17 protein-coding genes are annotated in these 18,055 nt (G+C 31.4%); 6 read left to right on the top strand and 11 right to left on the bottom strand.

Features of this window, described 5'->3' with window-relative positions:
• Positions 1 to 2 precede the first annotated feature (2 nt).
• Positions 3 to 1,514 carry a GH3 auxin-responsive promoter family protein gene (locus EV195_RS16040; RefSeq protein ID WP_132795994.1) on the bottom strand — a complete coding sequence of 504 codons (1,512 nt, stop codon included), beginning with the start codon at positions 1,512 to 1,514 and terminating at the stop codon, positions 3 to 5.
• A 55-nt stretch (positions 1,515 to 1,569) separates the two neighbouring features.
• Between EV195_RS16040 and EV195_RS16035 the strand changes: the two genes are divergently transcribed.
• Positions 1,570 to 2,367, top strand: a complete 798-nt coding sequence (locus tag EV195_RS16035) for a DUF2797 domain-containing protein (RefSeq protein WP_132795993.1) — start codon at positions 1,570 to 1,572, stop codon at positions 2,365 to 2,367.
• A 32-nt stretch (positions 2,368 to 2,399) separates the two neighbouring features.
• On the opposite strand, the gene EV195_RS16030 is transcribed toward EV195_RS16035, so the two are convergent.
• Both EV195_RS16030 and EV195_RS16025 read right to left on the bottom strand, forming a co-directional pair.
• The gene (locus EV195_RS16030; protein WP_317128238.1) at positions 2,400 to 4,517 is read right to left on the bottom strand and encodes a carboxy terminal-processing peptidase; all 2,118 of its coding nucleotides are present in this window, start codon (positions 4,515 to 4,517) and stop codon (positions 2,400 to 2,402) included.
• A gap of 78 nt (positions 4,518 to 4,595) precedes the next feature.
• Entirely contained in the window at positions 4,596 to 5,114 is a 519-nt protein-coding gene (locus tag EV195_RS16025) for a hypothetical protein (RefSeq protein WP_132795991.1), read from the bottom strand.
• 120 nt (positions 5,115 to 5,234) lie between these two features.
• Between EV195_RS16025 and surE the strand changes: the two genes are divergently transcribed.
• The 5 genes from surE to EV195_RS16000 are packed head-to-tail and all read left to right on the top strand — an operon-like array spanning position 5,235 to position 8,402.
• Positions 5,235 to 6,005 carry a 5'/3'-nucleotidase SurE gene (surE, locus tag EV195_RS16020; protein ID WP_132795990.1) on the top strand — a complete coding sequence of 257 codons (771 nt, stop codon included), beginning with the start codon at positions 5,235 to 5,237 and terminating at the stop codon, positions 6,003 to 6,005.
• Positions 5,993 to 6,280 (top strand): hypothetical protein, encoded by a 288-nt coding sequence (locus EV195_RS16015; RefSeq protein ID WP_132795989.1) that lies wholly within the window; start codon positions 5,993 to 5,995, stop codon positions 6,278 to 6,280. Before surE ends, EV195_RS16015 begins: the two co-directional genes overlap by 13 nt.
• 5 nt (positions 6,281 to 6,285) lie before the next feature.
• On the top strand, positions 6,286 to 7,398 hold the full coding sequence (gene lpxB, locus EV195_RS16010; protein ID WP_132795988.1) for a lipid-A-disaccharide synthase: 1,113 nt from the start codon (positions 6,286 to 6,288) through the stop codon (positions 7,396 to 7,398).
• Between the two features lie 4 nt (positions 7,399 to 7,402).
• Entirely contained in the window at positions 7,403 to 7,936 is a 534-nt protein-coding gene (locus EV195_RS16005; protein WP_132795987.1) for a C40 family peptidase, read from the top strand.
• Positions 7,929 to 8,402 (top strand): C40 family peptidase, encoded by a 474-nt coding sequence (locus EV195_RS16000; protein WP_132795986.1) that lies wholly within the window; start codon positions 7,929 to 7,931, stop codon positions 8,400 to 8,402. Before EV195_RS16005 ends, EV195_RS16000 begins: the two co-directional genes overlap by 8 nt.
• Here the strand turns inward: EV195_RS16000 and obgE are convergent.
• From obgE to thrS, 8 genes are all read right to left on the bottom strand, one after another.
• Positions 8,392 to 9,384, bottom strand: coding sequence for a GTPase ObgE (gene obgE, locus EV195_RS15995; RefSeq protein ID WP_132795985.1), 993 nt, complete (start codon positions 9,382 to 9,384; stop codon positions 8,392 to 8,394). The genes EV195_RS16000 and obgE overlap by 11 nt on opposite strands.
• Positions 9,385 to 9,457: 73 nt before the next feature.
• Positions 9,458 to 10,579, bottom strand: a complete 1,122-nt coding sequence (locus tag EV195_RS15990) for an adenylate kinase (protein ID WP_132795984.1) — start codon at positions 10,577 to 10,579, stop codon at positions 9,458 to 9,460.
• A 96-nt stretch (positions 10,580 to 10,675) separates the two neighbouring features.
• Positions 10,676 to 13,663 carry a protein translocase subunit SecDF gene (secDF, locus tag EV195_RS15985; RefSeq protein WP_132795983.1) on the bottom strand — a complete coding sequence of 996 codons (2,988 nt, stop codon included), beginning with the start codon at positions 13,661 to 13,663 and terminating at the stop codon, positions 10,676 to 10,678.
• A 297-nt stretch (positions 13,664 to 13,960) separates the two neighbouring features.
• Positions 13,961 to 14,560: a tRNA (guanine-N1)-methyltransferase gene (locus tag EV195_RS15980; protein WP_132795982.1), complete on the bottom strand. Its 600-nt coding sequence runs from the start codon at positions 14,558 to 14,560 to the stop codon at positions 13,961 to 13,963.
• A gap of 84 nt (positions 14,561 to 14,644) precedes the next feature.
• Positions 14,645 to 14,989: a 50S ribosomal protein L20 gene (gene rplT / locus EV195_RS15975; protein ID WP_132795981.1), complete on the bottom strand. Its 345-nt coding sequence runs from the start codon at positions 14,987 to 14,989 to the stop codon at positions 14,645 to 14,647.
• A 93-nt stretch (positions 14,990 to 15,082) separates the two neighbouring features.
• Positions 15,083 to 15,280, bottom strand: coding sequence for a 50S ribosomal protein L35 (gene rpmI, locus EV195_RS15970; protein ID WP_100923848.1), 198 nt, complete (start codon positions 15,278 to 15,280; stop codon positions 15,083 to 15,085).
• Between the two features lie 50 nt (positions 15,281 to 15,330).
• On the bottom strand, positions 15,331 to 15,849 hold the full coding sequence (gene infC / locus EV195_RS15965; RefSeq protein ID WP_262708546.1) for a translation initiation factor IF-3: 519 nt from the start codon (positions 15,847 to 15,849) through the stop codon (positions 15,331 to 15,333).
• A gap of 66 nt (positions 15,850 to 15,915) precedes the next feature.
• Complete coding sequence (gene thrS, locus EV195_RS15960; protein ID WP_132795979.1) at positions 15,916 to 17,868, bottom strand: threonine--tRNA ligase; 1,953 nt, start codon at positions 17,866 to 17,868, stop codon at positions 15,916 to 15,918.
• Between the last annotated feature and the right edge of the window lie 187 nt (positions 17,869 to 18,055).

The raw sequence follows: 18,055 nt of genomic DNA, 5'->3' as shown, positions 1-18,055 counted from the left end.
ATTTAAGTCAATTGATGTAACTCTTCGATAAACTCACGTTTGTTAGACAACCTAGGAACTTTATGTTGACCTCCAAGTTTCCCTTTTTTCTTTAGCCAATCATAAAATAATCCATCTCTAGCAGATTGCACTTTAGGCATGTTCAATGTCATATTATTGTAGCGTTTAGCTTCATAATCAGAGTTGCAGTTTTTTAGAGCATTGTCTAAAATTTCGGTAAAGAAATGTAAATCTTCAGGTTGGTTTTCAAACTCAATAATCCATTCATGAGCTCCTTTATCTTTTCCATTCATAAAAATAGGAGCAACTGTATATTCTTTAATAGTTGAATCTGTTTTTTCGCAGGCAGATTTTAATGCTTCTTCAGCATTTTCTATAATAAGCTCTTCACCAAAAACATTAATATGATGTTTAGTTCGTCCTGTAATTTTTATACGATAAGGATCTGTAGAGGTAAACTTAATGGTATCTCCAATTAAGTATCTCCAAAGACCACCATTAGTAGAAATTACAACGGCATAATTTACATCTGTTATAACCTCAGATAGTGGTATTGCTTTTGAATTTTCACCCTCATATTCACTCATTGGAATAAATTCATAAAAGATACCATAATCAAGCATTAATAGTAATTCCTCTGAATTATTTTGATCTTGAAGGGCAAAGAAACCTTCTGAAGCATTATAAGTTTCGTAGTATTTAAAGTCTTTTTTTGGAATAAGCTTTTCGTATTGTTCTCTATAAGGACTAAAATTTACTCCTCCATGAAAATATACTTCTAAGTTAGGCCAAACTTCTAGAATATTACTTTTTCCTGTTTTTTCTAAAACCTTATTGAGTAATACCAACATCCATGAAGGAACTCCAACCAAACTAGTAATATTCTCATGAATAGTTTCATCGATGATAGCTTCCATTTTAGTTTCCCATTCGCTCATTAAAGCAGTTTCTTGTTTTGGAGCAGAACTATAATCAGCCCAAAAAGGCATGTTTTCTATAATGATAGCAGATAAATCTCCAAAGTAACTTTCATTATCTTCATAAATTGCAGAACTTCCACCTAACCGAAGTCCTTTTCCAGTAAAAAGCTGTGCATCTTCATTATTATTAATATATAAGCAAAGCATGTCTTTACCAGCTTTAAAATGACAATCTTCCAGAGCTTCATCACTTACAGGAATAAATTTACTTTTAGCATTGGTAGTTCCACTAGATTTGGCAAACCATTTAATTTTTGTTGGCCAAAATAAGTTCTGTTCCCCTTTTCTACAGCGTTCAATAAGTGGTTCTATAGTTTCATATCTTTGAATAGGAACGTTTTTTTGAAAATCTGTATAGCTTTTTATTTTAGAAAATTGATGAAGTTTGCCAAATTCGGTGTTTTTAGCAGAAGCTATTAGTTTTAGTAATAGTTCCTCTTGAACATCAATAGGATACTTTAAAAAGAGTTCCATTTGATGTTTCCTTTTTTTTAAAAACCAAGAAATGATAGAATTTATAAACTGGAACGGCATTTTTAATAGCTAATTTGTAAGTTTGTTCTTGGCTAAAAATAGTAAATTTTACAACATGCAATACACTGGCGTTTTAAAAAAAATGAATACAGAACTTTTAGATACTGTTCAGTATTATTTAGATATGAAAACTGATTTTATCAATGTAAACCAATTGCTTACTAAAACTATTGAAATGAGTTTTGTAACCTACGAGTGTTTAAATTGTGGATTAGAAAAAGAAATTTATCGTCAGGGATTCTGTAAATCCTGCTTTTTTGATGCGCCAACTGCTGGAGATTGGATTATGAGACCAGAATTAAGTAAAGCACATTTAGATGAAGAAGATCGTGATTTGGAGTATGAGAAAAAAGTACAATTACAACCACATATTGTGTATTTAGCCAATTCAAGTAATGTAAAAGTTGGTGTAACACGTAAATCGCAAGTTCCTACAAGATGGATTGACCAAGGAGCACATGAAGCAATTGAAATTGTAGAGGTTCCTAATCGTTATTTAGCTGGAATTACGGAAGTTGCTTTAAAAGAACATGTTGCTGATAAAACTAACTGGCGTAAAATGCTGAAAAATGATGTAGAAGATGAGGATTTGTCTAAATGGCAAGAAAGATTAAAACCTTTCATACCAGAAGAAGTTCAGGAATATTTCATTGAAAATAATAAAGAAACTGAAATTAATTTCCCTGTTAATCAGTATCCTGAAAAACCTAAAAGTCTAAATCTTATCAAGGAAGGTAGTTATACTGGTAAGTTAGTTGGTGTTAAAGGGCAGTATTTTATTTTTGAAGATAATACTGTTTTTAATGTTAGAGCTAATGAAGGGCTAGTTGTAAAGTTAGAAATAAAAGAATAAAAAAAAGGATGCATTTGCATCCTTTTTTTATGTTACTTCTTAACTAACTCTAGTTTTTTATTCATCTTTAGTTCGCTAAGAACATTTAAAGCTTCATTTAAATAAATATCTTTTTGTAGATTTTTATGCCACATTTCTCGTTTATCTTTTAAAACAGTATCTGTTTTAAAATAAGCTAATTCATAGCTTGGAGAGTTAAAGGTTAAGTTAGAATCATACTTAAAAATATCCTTAAATTTTTTACTTTCCTCTAAACGTTTTTCAACCTCTTTCTTGTAAGAATCATAATTTAATGAATATGTATTATCGTCTTGGTTTTTCTTTAACCATTTAGCATACTCATTAATAGATACAAACTTAGGATCATTATTAATTCTTTCTTTACTATTGGTAACTACTTCATTAAAGTTAGTGTAGGAATTAGTTTGTTGGTAATTCGCTTTTTTAACACTATCCCATTTTAAAGCTCCATCTAAATCGCGTTCTCCGAACTCCATATAACTATATCTGTCTGGCATTGCAATGTCAGAATACACTCCTTCAATTTGAGTAGAGCCACCATTAATTCTATAGAATTTTTGAATAGTCATTTTCAAAGCACCTAAATCATCTGGATATTTATTTACGTAGTAATTTAAAGGAAGAACATTTTGAACAGTCCCTTTACCATAGGTTTGTTTACCTCCCATAATTACACCACGACCATAATCTTGCATTGCAGCTGCAAAAATTTCAGAAGCAGAAGCCGACATTTCATTTACCATAACAACCAATGGTCCTTCCCAATGAACTTTTGAATCGGTATCATTTTTTATAATGGCTGGTTCACCACGATATTTTACCTGTACTATTGGTCCTTCATTAATAAATAATCCTCCGATTTCAATTACTGTTTTTAAAGATCCACCACCGTTGTCTCTTAAGTCAACAATTAAACCTTCAACATTTTCTTTTTTTAAACGCTCAATCTCTAACTTCATATCTCCGGCAGCGTTTCGTTGTTTAGTATCATCAAAATCGATATAAAATTTAGGTAAATTAATGACACCGTATTTCTTACCATCTTTTTCGACAATACTAGATTTAACAAAAGTTTCTTCTAATTCAACAATATCTCTAATAATTGGAATAACAACAGTTGAACCATCTAATTTTTTCTTAACTGTTAAACGAACTTCCGTTCCTTTCTTTCCTTTAATGAATGTAATAGCATCATCTAAACGCATACCCACAATATCTAAAGGCTCACCATCACCTTGTCCAACTTGTAAAATAATATCGCCAGGCTCTAAATCACCTTGTTTCCAAGCAGGACCACCAGAAATTAACTCAACTATTTTAGTGTAAATACCTTCTTTTTGAAGTCTAGCTCCAATACCTTCTAGTTTACCAGACATATCTTGATCAAAACGAGATTTTGTTCTTGGTGACATGTAGGTTGTATGAGGATCAAAGCCACTTACCACACTATTTAAAAAGGTTGAATACCAATCAGAATTTTCTAACTCATCAATTCTGATATATAAATCGTTCATGTTTTTTAATACTTTCTCACGAGCAGTTACTTCTAATTCTTTAAAAGGTTTTTGAGCGGCTTTTGGGTCTTTTTTTAATTTTTCAACCTGTTGTTGTTCTGCTTCTTGCGTAAGACTTACAACCTGTAGTTTCAATTGTTTTCTCCAATAGTCAACCAGTTCGTTTTCGTTTTTTGCGAAAGGAACTTTATCGTAATCAATATTTATATTTTCCTCTTTTTTGTAGTTAAAAGGTTGTTTTAACAATGCTGAATATATTGATTTTGCTGCTTTTACTTTTTCAAGAAAGCGACCATATACTAATTGGTAGAAATCTAAATTTGAATTTCTTAATTGATCGTCAATTTCATATTTAAATTGAGAAAATTCTTTCAAATCTTCTTGTGTGAAATAACGCTTACTAGGATCTAAACTGTTTATAAATTCATCATATACATGTTCTGAAAAATCATCGTTTAAATCTTTTTGAACATAGTGGCCTCTTGTAAGTATATTTTTTAAGACATATAAAATGACTTTGTCTTTTTCGGGGTCTTTTTCTAATTCGTTATAAGTTTTTGCTTGTATCGTATTACTAACTAAGAATAATGCTAGTAATGGGATTATTAATTTCATCTTCATAAACCTTCTATCTTTAAATGAATATAAGTATGTGTTGTTAATTGCTAAGCTACTAAAATAATGCCAATTTTACTAGCCATTCTTTTTTTTGTAAATGCCTTTAAAAGCTTGCTGGATAATTTTCCCTTCAGGACTTACGTAATCCCATATTTGAGTAACTGTTCCGTCTGAATTTTTAACCCATGTAATTTGATTGTAATATTTTCCTTTTGGAGATTCAATAAGGTTACTCTTTAAAATCATTTTATTGTCTTTAAAAGAACCTGATGTTTCAAGTACAAATCCTTTGTTGTCTATCCAAAGTTGATGCCATTGCTTATCAGAAATATCATAGTAACTGTAACTAGTTCCTAAAGATTTTCCATTTTGCGACTTCCAGTTTTCTTGAATAGTACATGCGTTAGGCATTGTAACTATATTGTTTTCACCTATTAGTTGGTTTTTAGTATTGTATACGTTCCAATTTCCAACCCAAAAATCAAACTGTTGGTACTCTGGAGAAGAACAAGGAGATGTAGTGTTTTGAGCTTCTAACTTGGTGAAAAAAAAAGAAAGAACTAACATGACCAATACTGTAATAACTCTAAACATAATTGTAACTGATTAGTTTACTACAAGTTTACTGATTAATTTTACGGTATTATCTTTACAAAATGTTAAAAATAAGAGCTATTTTTTAATGTATATTTGTTTACTCGAAAACTCATATGTATGCAAGACAAACCTTTGATATTAGTAACTAATGATGATGGTATAACAGCACCTGGATTAAGAATGCTGATTGAAATAATGAATGAAATAGGAGAGGTAATTGTAGTTGCTCCTGATAGTCCACAAAGTGGAATGGGACACGCTATTACGGTAAACAATGTATTGCATTGTAATCCTACTTCTATTGATGATGGGCCTCAAATAGAATATAGCTGTTCGGGTACACCTGCTGATTGTGTAAAAATGGCTAAGAATGAAATTTTAAATAGAAAACCAGATCTATGTGTATCTGGAATTAATCATGGTTCTAATTCTTCAATCAATGTAATTTATTCAGGTACAATGAGTGCTGCTGTTGAAGCTGGAATTGAAGGAATACCTGCAATAGGATTTTCATTATTAGATTTTAGTTGGCATGCTGATTTTAGATCTTCAAGAGAATTCATAAAAAAAATCGCCTTAAATGTGTTATTAAATGGTTTGCCTGATGGTGTGGTGTTAAATGTTAATATTCCTAAATTAAAAAAAGATGAAATTCAAGGAATAAAAATATGCAGACAAGCTAACGGGTATTGGAAGGAAGATTTTGATAAAAGAAAAAGTCCAACAGGTAAAGAATATTATTGGTTGTCTGGTGAATTTATTAATAATGATAAAGGTCAGGATACAGATATTTGGGCATTAGAAAATGGATACATATCTGTTGTTCCAGTTCAATTTGATATGACGGCTCATCATGCAATCAAAAATTTACATTCATGGGATTTATAAGAAAGGAAATAGCAATTGGTTTTTTTGTTTCATTATTCGCTACTTTTTGTGGAATGTTCATTTACCTGCAATATGTGTCTCGTTTTGGTTTTTATGAAACTATAGAAATGATTCAAAAGAACGATATATTGGGGCCTGTGATAACTTTAGCAGCATTACCTAACTTATTCGTATTTTTTATCTTCTTAAAGAAAAAACAAGATTATCGTGCTAAAGGTGTTTTAATAGCAACAATTGTTACTGCATTAGTAACTTTTGCACTTAAATTTTTCTAGCTAAAATGAAGTATTACATCGTTGCAGGAGAAGCTTCTGGAGATTTGCACGGCGCTAATTTGATGAAAGAAATTTTCAAACAAGATAGTGATGCTGATATTCGCTTTTGGGGAGGAGATTTAATGAAGGAAGTAGGAGGTGCTTTAGTAAGTCATTATAAAGAAAGAGCCTTTATGGGATTTGTTGAAGTGATAATGAATCTTCGTAAAATCTTTGGTTTCATTAAGTTCTGTAAGGAAGATATTGAAGCTTTTAATCCTGATGTAATTGTTTTTATTGATAATTCAGGCTTTAATTTACGAATTGCAAAATGGGCAAAAGAAAAAGGATTTAGAACTAATTATTATATTTCTCCACAAGTTTGGGCTAGTAGAGCAAGCAGAGTAGAAGCAATAAAAAGAGATGTTGATCAAATGTTTGTGATTCTTCCTTTTGAGAAAGAGTTTTACAATAAATATGATTATTCAGTAGAATTTGTTGGACATCCATTAATCGATGGAATTGCAGATCGTCCTCAAGTTGATGAAAGGGTATTTAGAAAAGAACATAATCTTGGAGATAAGGAAATAATAGCTCTTTTACCAGGAAGTAGAAAACAAGAAATTACCAAAATGCTTTCTACAATGCTCTTAATGGTAGATAAATTTCCAGAATATCAGTTTGTAATAGCAGGAGCTCCAAGTCAGCCTGAAAGTTTTTATAAAGACTTTATTTCAAATAAGAATGTAAAGTTTATAAATAATAAAACGTATGATTTACTTAGTGTATCTCATGCTGCCTTAGTTACATCTGGTACAGCAACACTAGAAACAGCATTGTTTAAAGTACCACAAGTGGTTTGTTACAAAGGAAGTTGGCTTTCATACCAAATAGCAAAAAGAATTATTACGCTTAAATACATTTCCTTAGTTAATTTGATAATGGATAAAGAAGTCGTTACTGAATTAATCCAAAATGATTTTAACAAGCAAAAATTGGAACAAGAATTGCAATCTATTCTTACAGGTCAGAAAAGAGAAGAATTATTTGCAGATTATTTTGACTTAGAAAATAAACTAGGAGGTAAAGGAGCTTCTAGTAAAACAGCTCAATTGATTATTGAAGGTTTGAAAAATTAAATAGATGATAAAAAGACTACTCTTTATTTTTACAATAGCTACCCTACTAGTTTCTTGCGGTTCTTCAAGAAAAACTACTGAATCTAAAAGCAGAGTACCTATTTCAAAAGAGGAAGTAAAACAGTCATCTACAATAAAAGAAGCCACACTAGCAGATAAGGTAGTCTGGACAGCTGTAACTTATAAAGGTGTTCCTTATAAATACGGAGGTACCACTAGAAATGGAATGGATTGTTCAGGGTTAATTCATACGTCATTTAAAAAAAGAAACATTTATTTACCAAGAACCTCTTACAGTATGTTTTCTGAAGGATATGAAATTCCGTTGAGAGAAGTTAGAAGAGGAGATTTACTTTTTTTTATCACGGCAAAGAAACGTAATGTCGTAAATCATGTCGGCTTGGTAACTTCTGTAGATAATGATAATATTCAATTTATACATTCAACTACTTCAAGAGGTGTTATAGTAAGCTCTTTGAGTATGCCTTATTGGAAGGCTGCTTTTTACAGAGCCAAACGTGTTTTAGGAGATGAATAGGAAAGTATTTTTTGTAGTTATTATTGGTTTAATCTATTTATACAGATGTTTCAATAGTAATGAAGAAAAAGATACGTATCAAAAAATAGAAAAACTAGTTCAAAAAGCACAAAGTTTTGAGGGAGTGGGGTATCGAGCAGGAGGTACTACAAAAAAAGGGATGGATTGTTCTAGATTAGTTACAACTACTTTTAAAAGCTTAGATATTAAATTACCAAGATCTTCTGCGGGCATGAGTACTATTGGAACAGAAATTCCATTAGACAAAATAGAAAAAGGAGATTTATTATTTTTTAATATTGATAGGTTAAAAGGAAACATAAACCATGTAGGCTTAGTCACTTCTATTGAAGATGAAGTATTATTTATTCACTCAACAACATCAAAAGGAGTAATATACTCTTCATTAAACGAAAACTATTGGAAAGATAGTTTTGTTATAGCGAAAAGAATTATTACTCATTGAGATATTTCCAAAGTTTGTCTTTTAGTTCAGTAAGTCCCATTTGGGCTACTGACGAAATAAATAAAGCCTCAATCCCTTTTGGTAAATCTTGCTCTATTTCCGATTTCAATTCATCGTCTAACATATCTGCTTTTGAAATGGCTAATAAACGTTGTTTATCTAATAATTCAGGATTATGTTTACGTAATTCATTTAGTAAAATATCATATTCCTTTTTAATATCTTCACTATCAGCAGGAATTAAAAAGAGTAAGAGAGAGTTACGTTCAATATGTCTCAAAAAATAATGTCCTAAACCTTTACCTTCAGCAGCTCCTTCGATAATTCCAGGAATATCTGCCATAACAAAACTTTGGTGATTTCTATATTCTACAATTCCCAAATTAGGTTTTAAGGTAGTGAAAGCATAGTCTGCAATTTTTGGTTTTGCAGCTGTAATAACAGAAAGTAAAGTAGATTTACCCGCATTCGGAAAACCAACTAAACCAACATCTGCCAATACTTTTAACTCAACTCTAAACCAAGCTTCTTGCCCTTCAATACCCGGTTGCGCATATCTAGGTGTTTGATTCGTAGAAGATTTGAAGTGCCAGTTTCCTCTACCACCCATACCACCTTCTAATACTACTACTTCTTTGCCTTCTTCAGTAATTTCAAATAAAATTTCATCAGTATCTGCATCTCTAATAATAGTTCCTAATGGTACAGGAATAATTACATCAGTACCATCTTTACCAGTGCTTCTGCTAGAACCACCGTCACTACCATGTTCTGCTCTGAAGTGACGTTTAAATTTTAAATGAAATAGTGTCCACATGTTTTTGTCACCACGAAAAATTACGTGTCCACCACGACCACCATCTCCACCATCAGGACCACCTTTTGCAATATACTTTTCTCTGTGTAAGTGAGCAGATCCTCGTCCACCTTTACCAGATGAAGCATATATTTTTATGTAGTCAACAAAATTTCCTTCTGTCATTGTTTTATAGTTAAAAGATATAATGATTAAAGAACTAATAACTCTTCAATCATTACATCTTCAATGTTTAAATTTATAATTTATCAAATACCTCCGACAAACGTTGGGTTATTTCATCAATAGTACCTACACCATTCACTCCATAGAATTTGTTCTGAGCTTCATAGTAGTCTTTTAATATAGCTGTTTTAGTGTTGTACTCATTAAATCTTACGTTAATTTTAGCCTCATCAGTGTCATCAGCTCTACCGCTAGTTTTACCTCTTTCTAAAATTCGCTCTTTTAATAATTCTTCTGGTACTTCTAAAGCAACCATTCCATTAATAGTTTCATTTTTCTCAGCTAAGAACTCATCAAGAGCTTTAGCTTGAGATTCTGTTCTTGGAAATCCATCGAAAATAAATCCATTAGCATCTAAATTCTTATCTACTTCTTCCTTCAACATGTTGATGGTTACTTCATCTGGAACTAAAATACCTTCATCAGAATATTTTTTTGCTAGCTTTCCTAATTCAGTATCATTCTTTTTATGATACCTGAATAAGTCACCAGTAGAAATATGCACTAATTGATATCTTTCTTTTAATAATTCAGCTTGTGTTCCTTTACCTGCACCAGGAGGTCCGAATAAAACTATGTTTTTCATTTTGGGTTGTGTTGTTGTTAATTGATATATAGCAGGTAAGTTTCTTCCTAGACCGTTGTAATCTAAGCCATACCCAACTATAAATTTATCGTCAAGGTTTTTACCAATATAATTTATATGCAATTCTTTTCTGTATACATCAGGTTTAAAGAAAAGACTTACAATTTTTAATTCTTTTATGTTCGTTGTTCTGAATATCTCATAGATTTCTTGTAGTGTTGTACCAGTATCTATAATATCTTCAAGAATAATTACAGTTCTTCCGGCAATATCTTCATTAATACCAATTAGTCTTTTTACATCACCGGTTGAAGAGCTACCATCATAAGACGCTAGTTTTACAAACGAAATTTCACAGTCACCATTAAACTCACGAATAAAATCAGCAGCAAACATAAAGCAACCATTAAGTATACCCACAAACACAGGTATTTCTCCTTCTGGTAAATCTTTTTTAACCTGAATAGCCAGAGATTTAACAATACTTGCTATTTCCTCTTGACTAATAAGTTGTTTGAAATATAAATCGTGAAGTTTTTTAATTCTCATTTTCCTGTAAATATAAGGATTAAATAAAAAAAACCGTCTTGATCTACTGAGAATTCAGTGGGTACAAAACGGTTGATTTATTATAAAAATATAATGTTATTTTTTAGTTTCCTTTTCTTTGTTTTTAGTTGCATCAAACATAATTGGAGTTGCAACAAATAAAGAAGAGTAAGTACCAACAAGAACACCTACGATTAAAGCGAACATAAATCCTTTAATACTATCTCCTCCGAAGAAGAAAATAGCTAACATTACTAACATTGTAGTTAACGATGTGTTGATTGTTCTACCTAACGTACTACTTAACGCTTTGTCTACAAGACCAGCCGTAAAAGTTTTGCTTCCTGCTGAATATTCTCTAATTCTATCAAAAATTACCACAGTATCATTCAGAGAGTATCCTACAACCGTAAGAATTGCTGCTATGAATGATTGTCCGATTTCCATATCGAACGGCATGAATTTATATAAGATAGAGAAGATTCCTAATACGATTAAAACATCGTGGAATACAGCGGCAACTGCACCAATAGAGAAAGAAACTTTTCTAAAACGTAATAAGATGTATAAGAAAACTACTAATAAAGAACCTAAAACGGCCCAAATAGCAGCTTGTTTAATATCATCTGCAATTGTAGGATCCACTTTCATATAACTCATGATACCTTGTGGCTCACCCAACTTTTCAAAACCTGGCTTAAAGCTTTCATAGCTTAAGTCACCTAAATACGGTTTTAAACCATTATATAAGGTGTTTTGTACAACTTCATCAACTTCTTTACTCTTATCTTCAATTTTAAAAACAGTTGTAATTTTTAACTGATTGTTAGTACCGTACGTTTTTACTTCTGGAGCAGTTCCGAAAGCATCTTTTAAAGTACTTGCTACTTCATTAGCATTCATTGGTTGGTTAAAACGAACAACATAAGAACGTCCTCCTTTAAAATCAACTCCTTGTTTTAATCCAATTGTAAAAATTGAAATTAAACCAGCTAAGATAATTCCTCCTGAAACAATATAAGCTAACTTACGCTTTCTTAAAAACTCAATATTGATATTCTGGAACCAGTTTTTAGAAATGTTTGTATTGAACGTTAAATTAGTTCCTTTAGTAACTGCGCTATCAACTAATAAACGAGTAATAAAAATTGCAGTAAATAATGACGTTGCAATACCAATCATTAATGTTAAAGCAAAACCTTTAATTGGTCCTGTTCCGAATACATATAAAATGATACCTGTTAATAAGGTAGTGATGTTTGCATCAATAATAGCAGATAAGGCTCCTTTGATACTAAACCCTTCATCAACTGAAGTAGATAAACCTTTTCCTGAGCTTAGTGCTTCTTTTATTCTTTCGAAGATAATTACGTTAGCATCTACAGACATACCTATGGTTAAGATAATACCTGCAATACCTGGTAACGTTAATACAGAATTAAATGAAGCTAAAACTCCAAAAATGAATAAGATGTTTACAACTAAAGCGATGTTTGCATATAAACCAGCCTTCCCGTAGTATAAAATCATCCAAGCTAAAACTAATACGATAGCTAAAGCAAAAGACCACATACTTGCCGAAATTGCTTCTTTACCTAAAGATGGACCAACAACTTCTGCTTCAATAATTCTAGCTGGAGCAGGTAATTTACCAGCTTTTAATACTGTAGCAATATCTTGTGCTTCTTCAACTGTCATTGAACCACCAGAAATTTGAGTTTGACCACCAGAAATTACTTGATTTACAATAGGAGCTGTATATACGTAGTTATCTAAAACAACAGCAACATATTGACCAACGTTCTCACTAGTCATTTTTGTCCATTGCTTAGTTCCTACTCCATTCATTGCCATTGAAACAACAGGTTTGCTCAATTGATCATAATCTTGTTTAGCATCAGCAATAACGTCACCTTCGATAGTGGCTACATCATTTCTATTTCCTTTGATTGCGTATAGACCTATTATTTCAGATGTTCCATCTGCACTTGGCTGTGATTTATAATCCCATAAAAACTTAACATAGCGTAAGTTATCAGGTAATAAAGATCTAATTTCTCTGTTCTTTAACAAGCTATTAACCTTCGCAGTATCTGCTACTTTCGCTTGTGCGACTAAAGAGTTCGCTTGATTTTGATTCTGTGCGACATTAGGGAATAAATATGTAAACAAACTCTTTTGGTTTGCAACTTCTGTTGAATCACTAGTTTCAGCAATTAAATCTTCAATACTATCTGAAGTTTTAGTAGAATCTTTTTCTTTAGTAGTACTTGTTTCTTCTTTTAAAAGCTCAGCAGCTTTAGCATTAGCAGTAAAGAAAAAGTTTTGAACTTCTATGTTAGAATATACTTCCCAAAACTGAAGTTTAGCAGTACTTTCTAATAATTTACTTACACGCTCAATATCTTTAGCACCTGGTAATTCAACTTGAATTCTACCAGAAGTTCCAATCCTTTGAATGTTTGGTTGAACAACACCAAACTTATCAATACGGCTACGTAGTACTTCAAAAGCTGTATTAATTGATGTGTTGATTTCTTCCTGTAAAATTGGTTTTACTTCTTCGTTAGTTTTGTTGAAGTCAATTTTATCACGAAGTAATTTGTTTCCGAATATTGTTGGATCGCTTAACTTTACAGAACCGTTACTAGCTTTTTCAAACTCTCCATAAAAAATGTCAAGATAATTTGCTTGACTATCTTTTTGAGCTTCATCAGCATTTTCTAACGCTTTTGTAAAAACAGCATTTTGAGATTCATTTGATAAACCAATTAATATATCCTTTACGGATACTTGTAATATTGCATTGATACCACCTTTCAAGTCAAGACCAAGATTCATTTCTTTATCTCTAATCTCGTCATAAGTGAATCCAGCAATTACTTCTTTATTTGCAACACTATCTAAGTATTTCTTTTCTAATCTTGCAAGTTCTCTACCATCATTTTGATCACTAACTCTAGTTGTAGCATAAGCATTTGCTGCTTTTTCTACTTTGTTAGCAAAAAAAGTAAATGATAATTGGTATAAACTTACAATTCCGAAAAGGATTGCAAATAATCTAATAAGACCTTTGTTTTGCATCTTCAATAATTTAAATGACTTCTTTTTAAAAACGTGCAAATATAGTATATCAAAAAAGAAAACCCAATTTTTTATTGCTTTTATACTATTATATTACTTAACTTTTTTAATTAAGCTTAAAGTTTGTTTTGTTTTTTTGAGTTAGTATTAAATTTTGTTCCAGTAAACAATCAATCAGTAATCAGTTTTGCTGTTTTTTTCTAAGAGGTATATTACAGTTTCGAATAAGTGTAAAAATAAAAGACCTCAAATTTAATAAACATTTGAGGTCTTTTATTTTATCTATTTGATAACGAGTTAAACTCCTCGTTGTTTATTTATTTCATCTTGTAATTGTCTTCTTAACTTCTGCTCTTTTTCAAGAGATTTTCTTCGGTGTAATTCGAATTCTTCTTCAATTTCAGCTAAGTTGCTTTTTGCAGCTTTTGTTAAACTATTGCTGTTTTTGAATCGCATGAAAAAGAATACTGTCGTTATTGCTAATATTGTAATGATAGACCATAATAGTAAGTTGTAGGTATTTTTAGTCATACCAATACCAATGAAATTAATTTTATCCTCTTTATCAATTGAAGAATTAAGTTTCTCAGTTAAAGAGGTGATTTTTTCATTTAAAGCAGTAACTTTTTTTTCTTGTTCATTAATTGTTAATTGCTTGTTTTCAATATTTTTCTTTAATGCAGTAACACTATCAATAATGTTCTTTTGTAAAATTTGAAAATCAGTTCTGGTAATCATTTTATACTGTTGCCAATTACTAGCCTTGCCATACGCTTTTATAAGTTGATTTTCTACAGTATTAGGTAAAGAATCTAACTGCTGCTTTTTGGTTAACGACGTTTGAGCAAAAACATTTGAACAAAATAAAGTTACTATGATTAGATGTACGATTTTCATTTATTAGTAATAGTGTTTTGGGATTAATTTAAAAAAACCCAAACGAAAAAGTTTGGGTTTTTAGTATAAGCAAGATTATTAAACTTATTTTACTTTATCTACAATTGCCTTAAAAGCTTCAGGATTGTTCATCGCTAAATCAGCTAAAACCTTACGGTTTAACTCAATATCATTAGCTTTTACTTTACCCATAAACTGTGAATAAGACATTCCATACTGACGAACTCCAGCGTTAATACGTTGAATCCATAAAGCACGGAAGTTTCTCTTTTTGTTTTTACGATCACGGTAAGCGTATTGTAACCCTTTTTCAACCGCGTTCTTAGCTACTGTATAAACGTTTTTTCTACGTCCAAAGTAACCTTTTGCTTGCTTCAAGATTTTCTTTCTTCTATTTCTTGAAGCTACTGAATTTACTGATCTTGGCATAATTCTTTGTTTTTTGTAGTAGGCGACTAATTAAATAGTACTTGATGAGCCCAACTCCATGGTTAATAATTAATTTTACTACCTAGCTAATTATTATTTTAATAATAATTGTTGCTTAATGTTAGCTTCGTCAGACTTGTGTACTAACGTTGCGTGTGTTAATGCAAGCTTACGTTTCTTAGACTTCTTAGTTAAGATATGACTCTTAAACGCATGCTTTCTTTTGATCTTTCCAGAACCAGTTAACTTAAAACGTTTCTTGGCACTAGATTTTGTTTTCATTTTAGGCATCTTTTGCTTTCGTTTTTGATCTTGCTTATATTACTTTTATTTGTAAAATTCTATTTTACTTTTTTAGGTGCTATGAACATTGTCATTCTTTTACCTTCTAATTTTGGCATTTGCTCTACTTTACCATAGTCTTCTAATTCTTGAGCAAGCTTCAGTAGTAAAATTTGACCTTGTTCTTTAAATACAATTGAACGCCCTTTAAAAAATACATATGCTTTTAATTTGGCTCCATCTTGTAAAAACTTAACTGCATGCTTTTTCTTAAATTCGTAATCATGGTCATCGGTTTGAGGACCGAAACGAATCTCTTTAACAACAACTTTAGTAGCTTTAGCCTTTAATGCTTTTTCACGTTTTTTCTGTTCGTACAAGAATTTTTTGTAGTCTATTACTTTACAGACTGGGGGAACAGCTTTAGGTGAAATTTCAACTAAATCTAACTCTAGTTCTCGAGCTATCTCTTTAGCTTTTGCTAAAGGATAAACACCTACTTCTACATTTTCGCCAACTAGGCGAACTTCGTCAACATATTTAATCTTGTCATTAATTCTATGTTGATCTTCTTTAATTACTCTTGCGGGTTTTCTACCGCCTTTTCTTCGTATTGCTATGGCTTATTAATTTAAAATTACTTCTTAATTATTTGTGTTAAACGTTACTAACGTTTTTTGAATTTCTTTTTGAATTAACAAAACAAATTCTTCAATGGTAAAAGTTCCAATGTCACCTTCACCATGCTTCCTAACAGATACCGTGCCATCTTGCTCCTCTTTTTCGCCAACAATAACCATGAAAGGAATTTTATTTACTTCTGCGTCTCTAATTTTTCGACCAGTTTTTTCATTTCTATTGTCTACGAGGGCGCGAATTTCGGAATTTTCCAACAAATGTAAAACTTTTTCGGTATATTTTTCGTATTTCTCACTGATTGGCAGTATAATAACTTGCTCTGGCGTTAACCATAAAGGGAAATTACCTCCAGTGTGTTCAAGTAAAACAGCAATAAAGCGCTCCATAGAACCGAATGGAGCTCTATGGATCATTACAGGACGGTGTAATTCATTATCACTACCTTTATAATGAAGATCAAAGCGTTCAGGTAAATTGTAATCAACTTGAATAGTACCCAATTGCCAACTTCTACCTAATGCATCTTTTACCATGAAATCTAACTTTGGTCCGTAAAAAGCAGCTTCACCTGACTCAATAACATAATCAAGTCCTTTATCTTTTGCAGCATTAATGATTGCTAGTTCAGCTTTCTCCCAGTTCTCAACAGATCCAATGTATTTTTCTGGTTTTTCTAAATCTCTTACTGAAACTTGTGCAGTAAAATCTTCAAATCCTAAAGAACCAAAAACATATAATACAAGGTCAATTACATTTTTAAACTCAGAATCTAATTGGTCTGGAGTACAAAAAATATGAGCGTCATCTTGAGTGAAACCTCTTACTCTTGTTAATCCATGTAATTCTCCACTTTGCTCATATCTATATACAGTTCCAAATTCAGCAAAACGTTTTGGTAAATCTTTATATGAATATGGTTTATGATTATACACCTCACAATGATGAGGACAGTTCATAGGTTTTAATAAAAACTCTTCATCGTCTTTTGGAGTCTTAATAGGTTGAAAACTATCTTCTCCATATTTAGCATAATGACCAGAGGTTACATATAGTTCTTTTTGACCAATATGAGGTGTCATTACCATTTCGTAGCCAGCCTTCTTCTGTGCAGCTTTTAAAAAGTCTTCTAGTCTACCTCTTAAAGCAGCTCCTTTTGGTAACCATAAAGGTAATCCTTGTCCAACTTTTTGTGAAAAGGTAAATAACTCTAATTCTTTTCCGAGCTTTCTATGATCTCTTTTCTTAGCTTCTTCTAATAGTTCTAAATAATCAGTAAGCATTTTTTGTTTAGGAAAAGATATACCATATATACGTGTTAGTTGGTTGTTCTTTTCATCACCTCTCCAATAGGCTCCTGCAACATTCATTATTTTTACAGCTTTTATTATTCCTGTATTAGGAATATGTCCACCACGACATAAGTCTGTAAAGTTACTATGGTCACAAAAAGTGATGTCTCCGTCTTCTAGTCCTTCAATAAGTTCTACCTTATATATATTGTCTTGTTCTTTATAATAAGTTAGTGCATCAGCTTTTGAAACAGAACGCATTTTAAATTCCGCCTTTTCTCTGGCTCTTTCTAAAAACTGTTTTTCTATTTTGCTAAAGTCTTTTTCAGAAATAACTTCTTCTCCAAAATCAACATCATAGTAAAAACCATTATCAATAGCCGGTCCTATAGTAAGTTTTGCTTTTGGATAGAAATCTAAAACGGCTTGAGCTAAAACGTGAGCTGAAGAATGCCAGAAAGCCTTTTTACCTTCAGGACTATCGAAAGTATATAATGTAAGGTTTCCATCTGTGGTTAATGGAGTGGTGGTTTCTACAGTTGAATTATTAAAACTTGCAGAAATTACATTCCTTGCTAAACCTTCGCTAATACTTTTAGCAACATCTATAGGAGTAGAGTTCTTTTCATACTCTCTTTTACTTCCGTCGGGTAGTGTGATTTTAATCATTATATATATGTATAGTTAATAGATTTTCTTACAAGTGAAAATCTCAGTTCGCAAAGATATTGTAAATGCAATTTTAATGCAATAGTTGTGTCTATATATTATAGTAAAAAGGGTTATTGTTTTTGAGGTAAAAAAACTTTTAGATGTAAGTGTTTGTTGGTAAGTCGATTAGTATTTTTATTTAAAA

The sequence above is a fragment of the Tenacibaculum skagerrakense genome (genome assembly GCF_004345825.1).
Lineage (GTDB): Bacteria > Bacteroidota > Bacteroidia > Flavobacteriales > Flavobacteriaceae > Polaribacter > Polaribacter skagerrakensis.
This window is presented reverse-complemented; position numbering and strand designations above follow the sequence as displayed.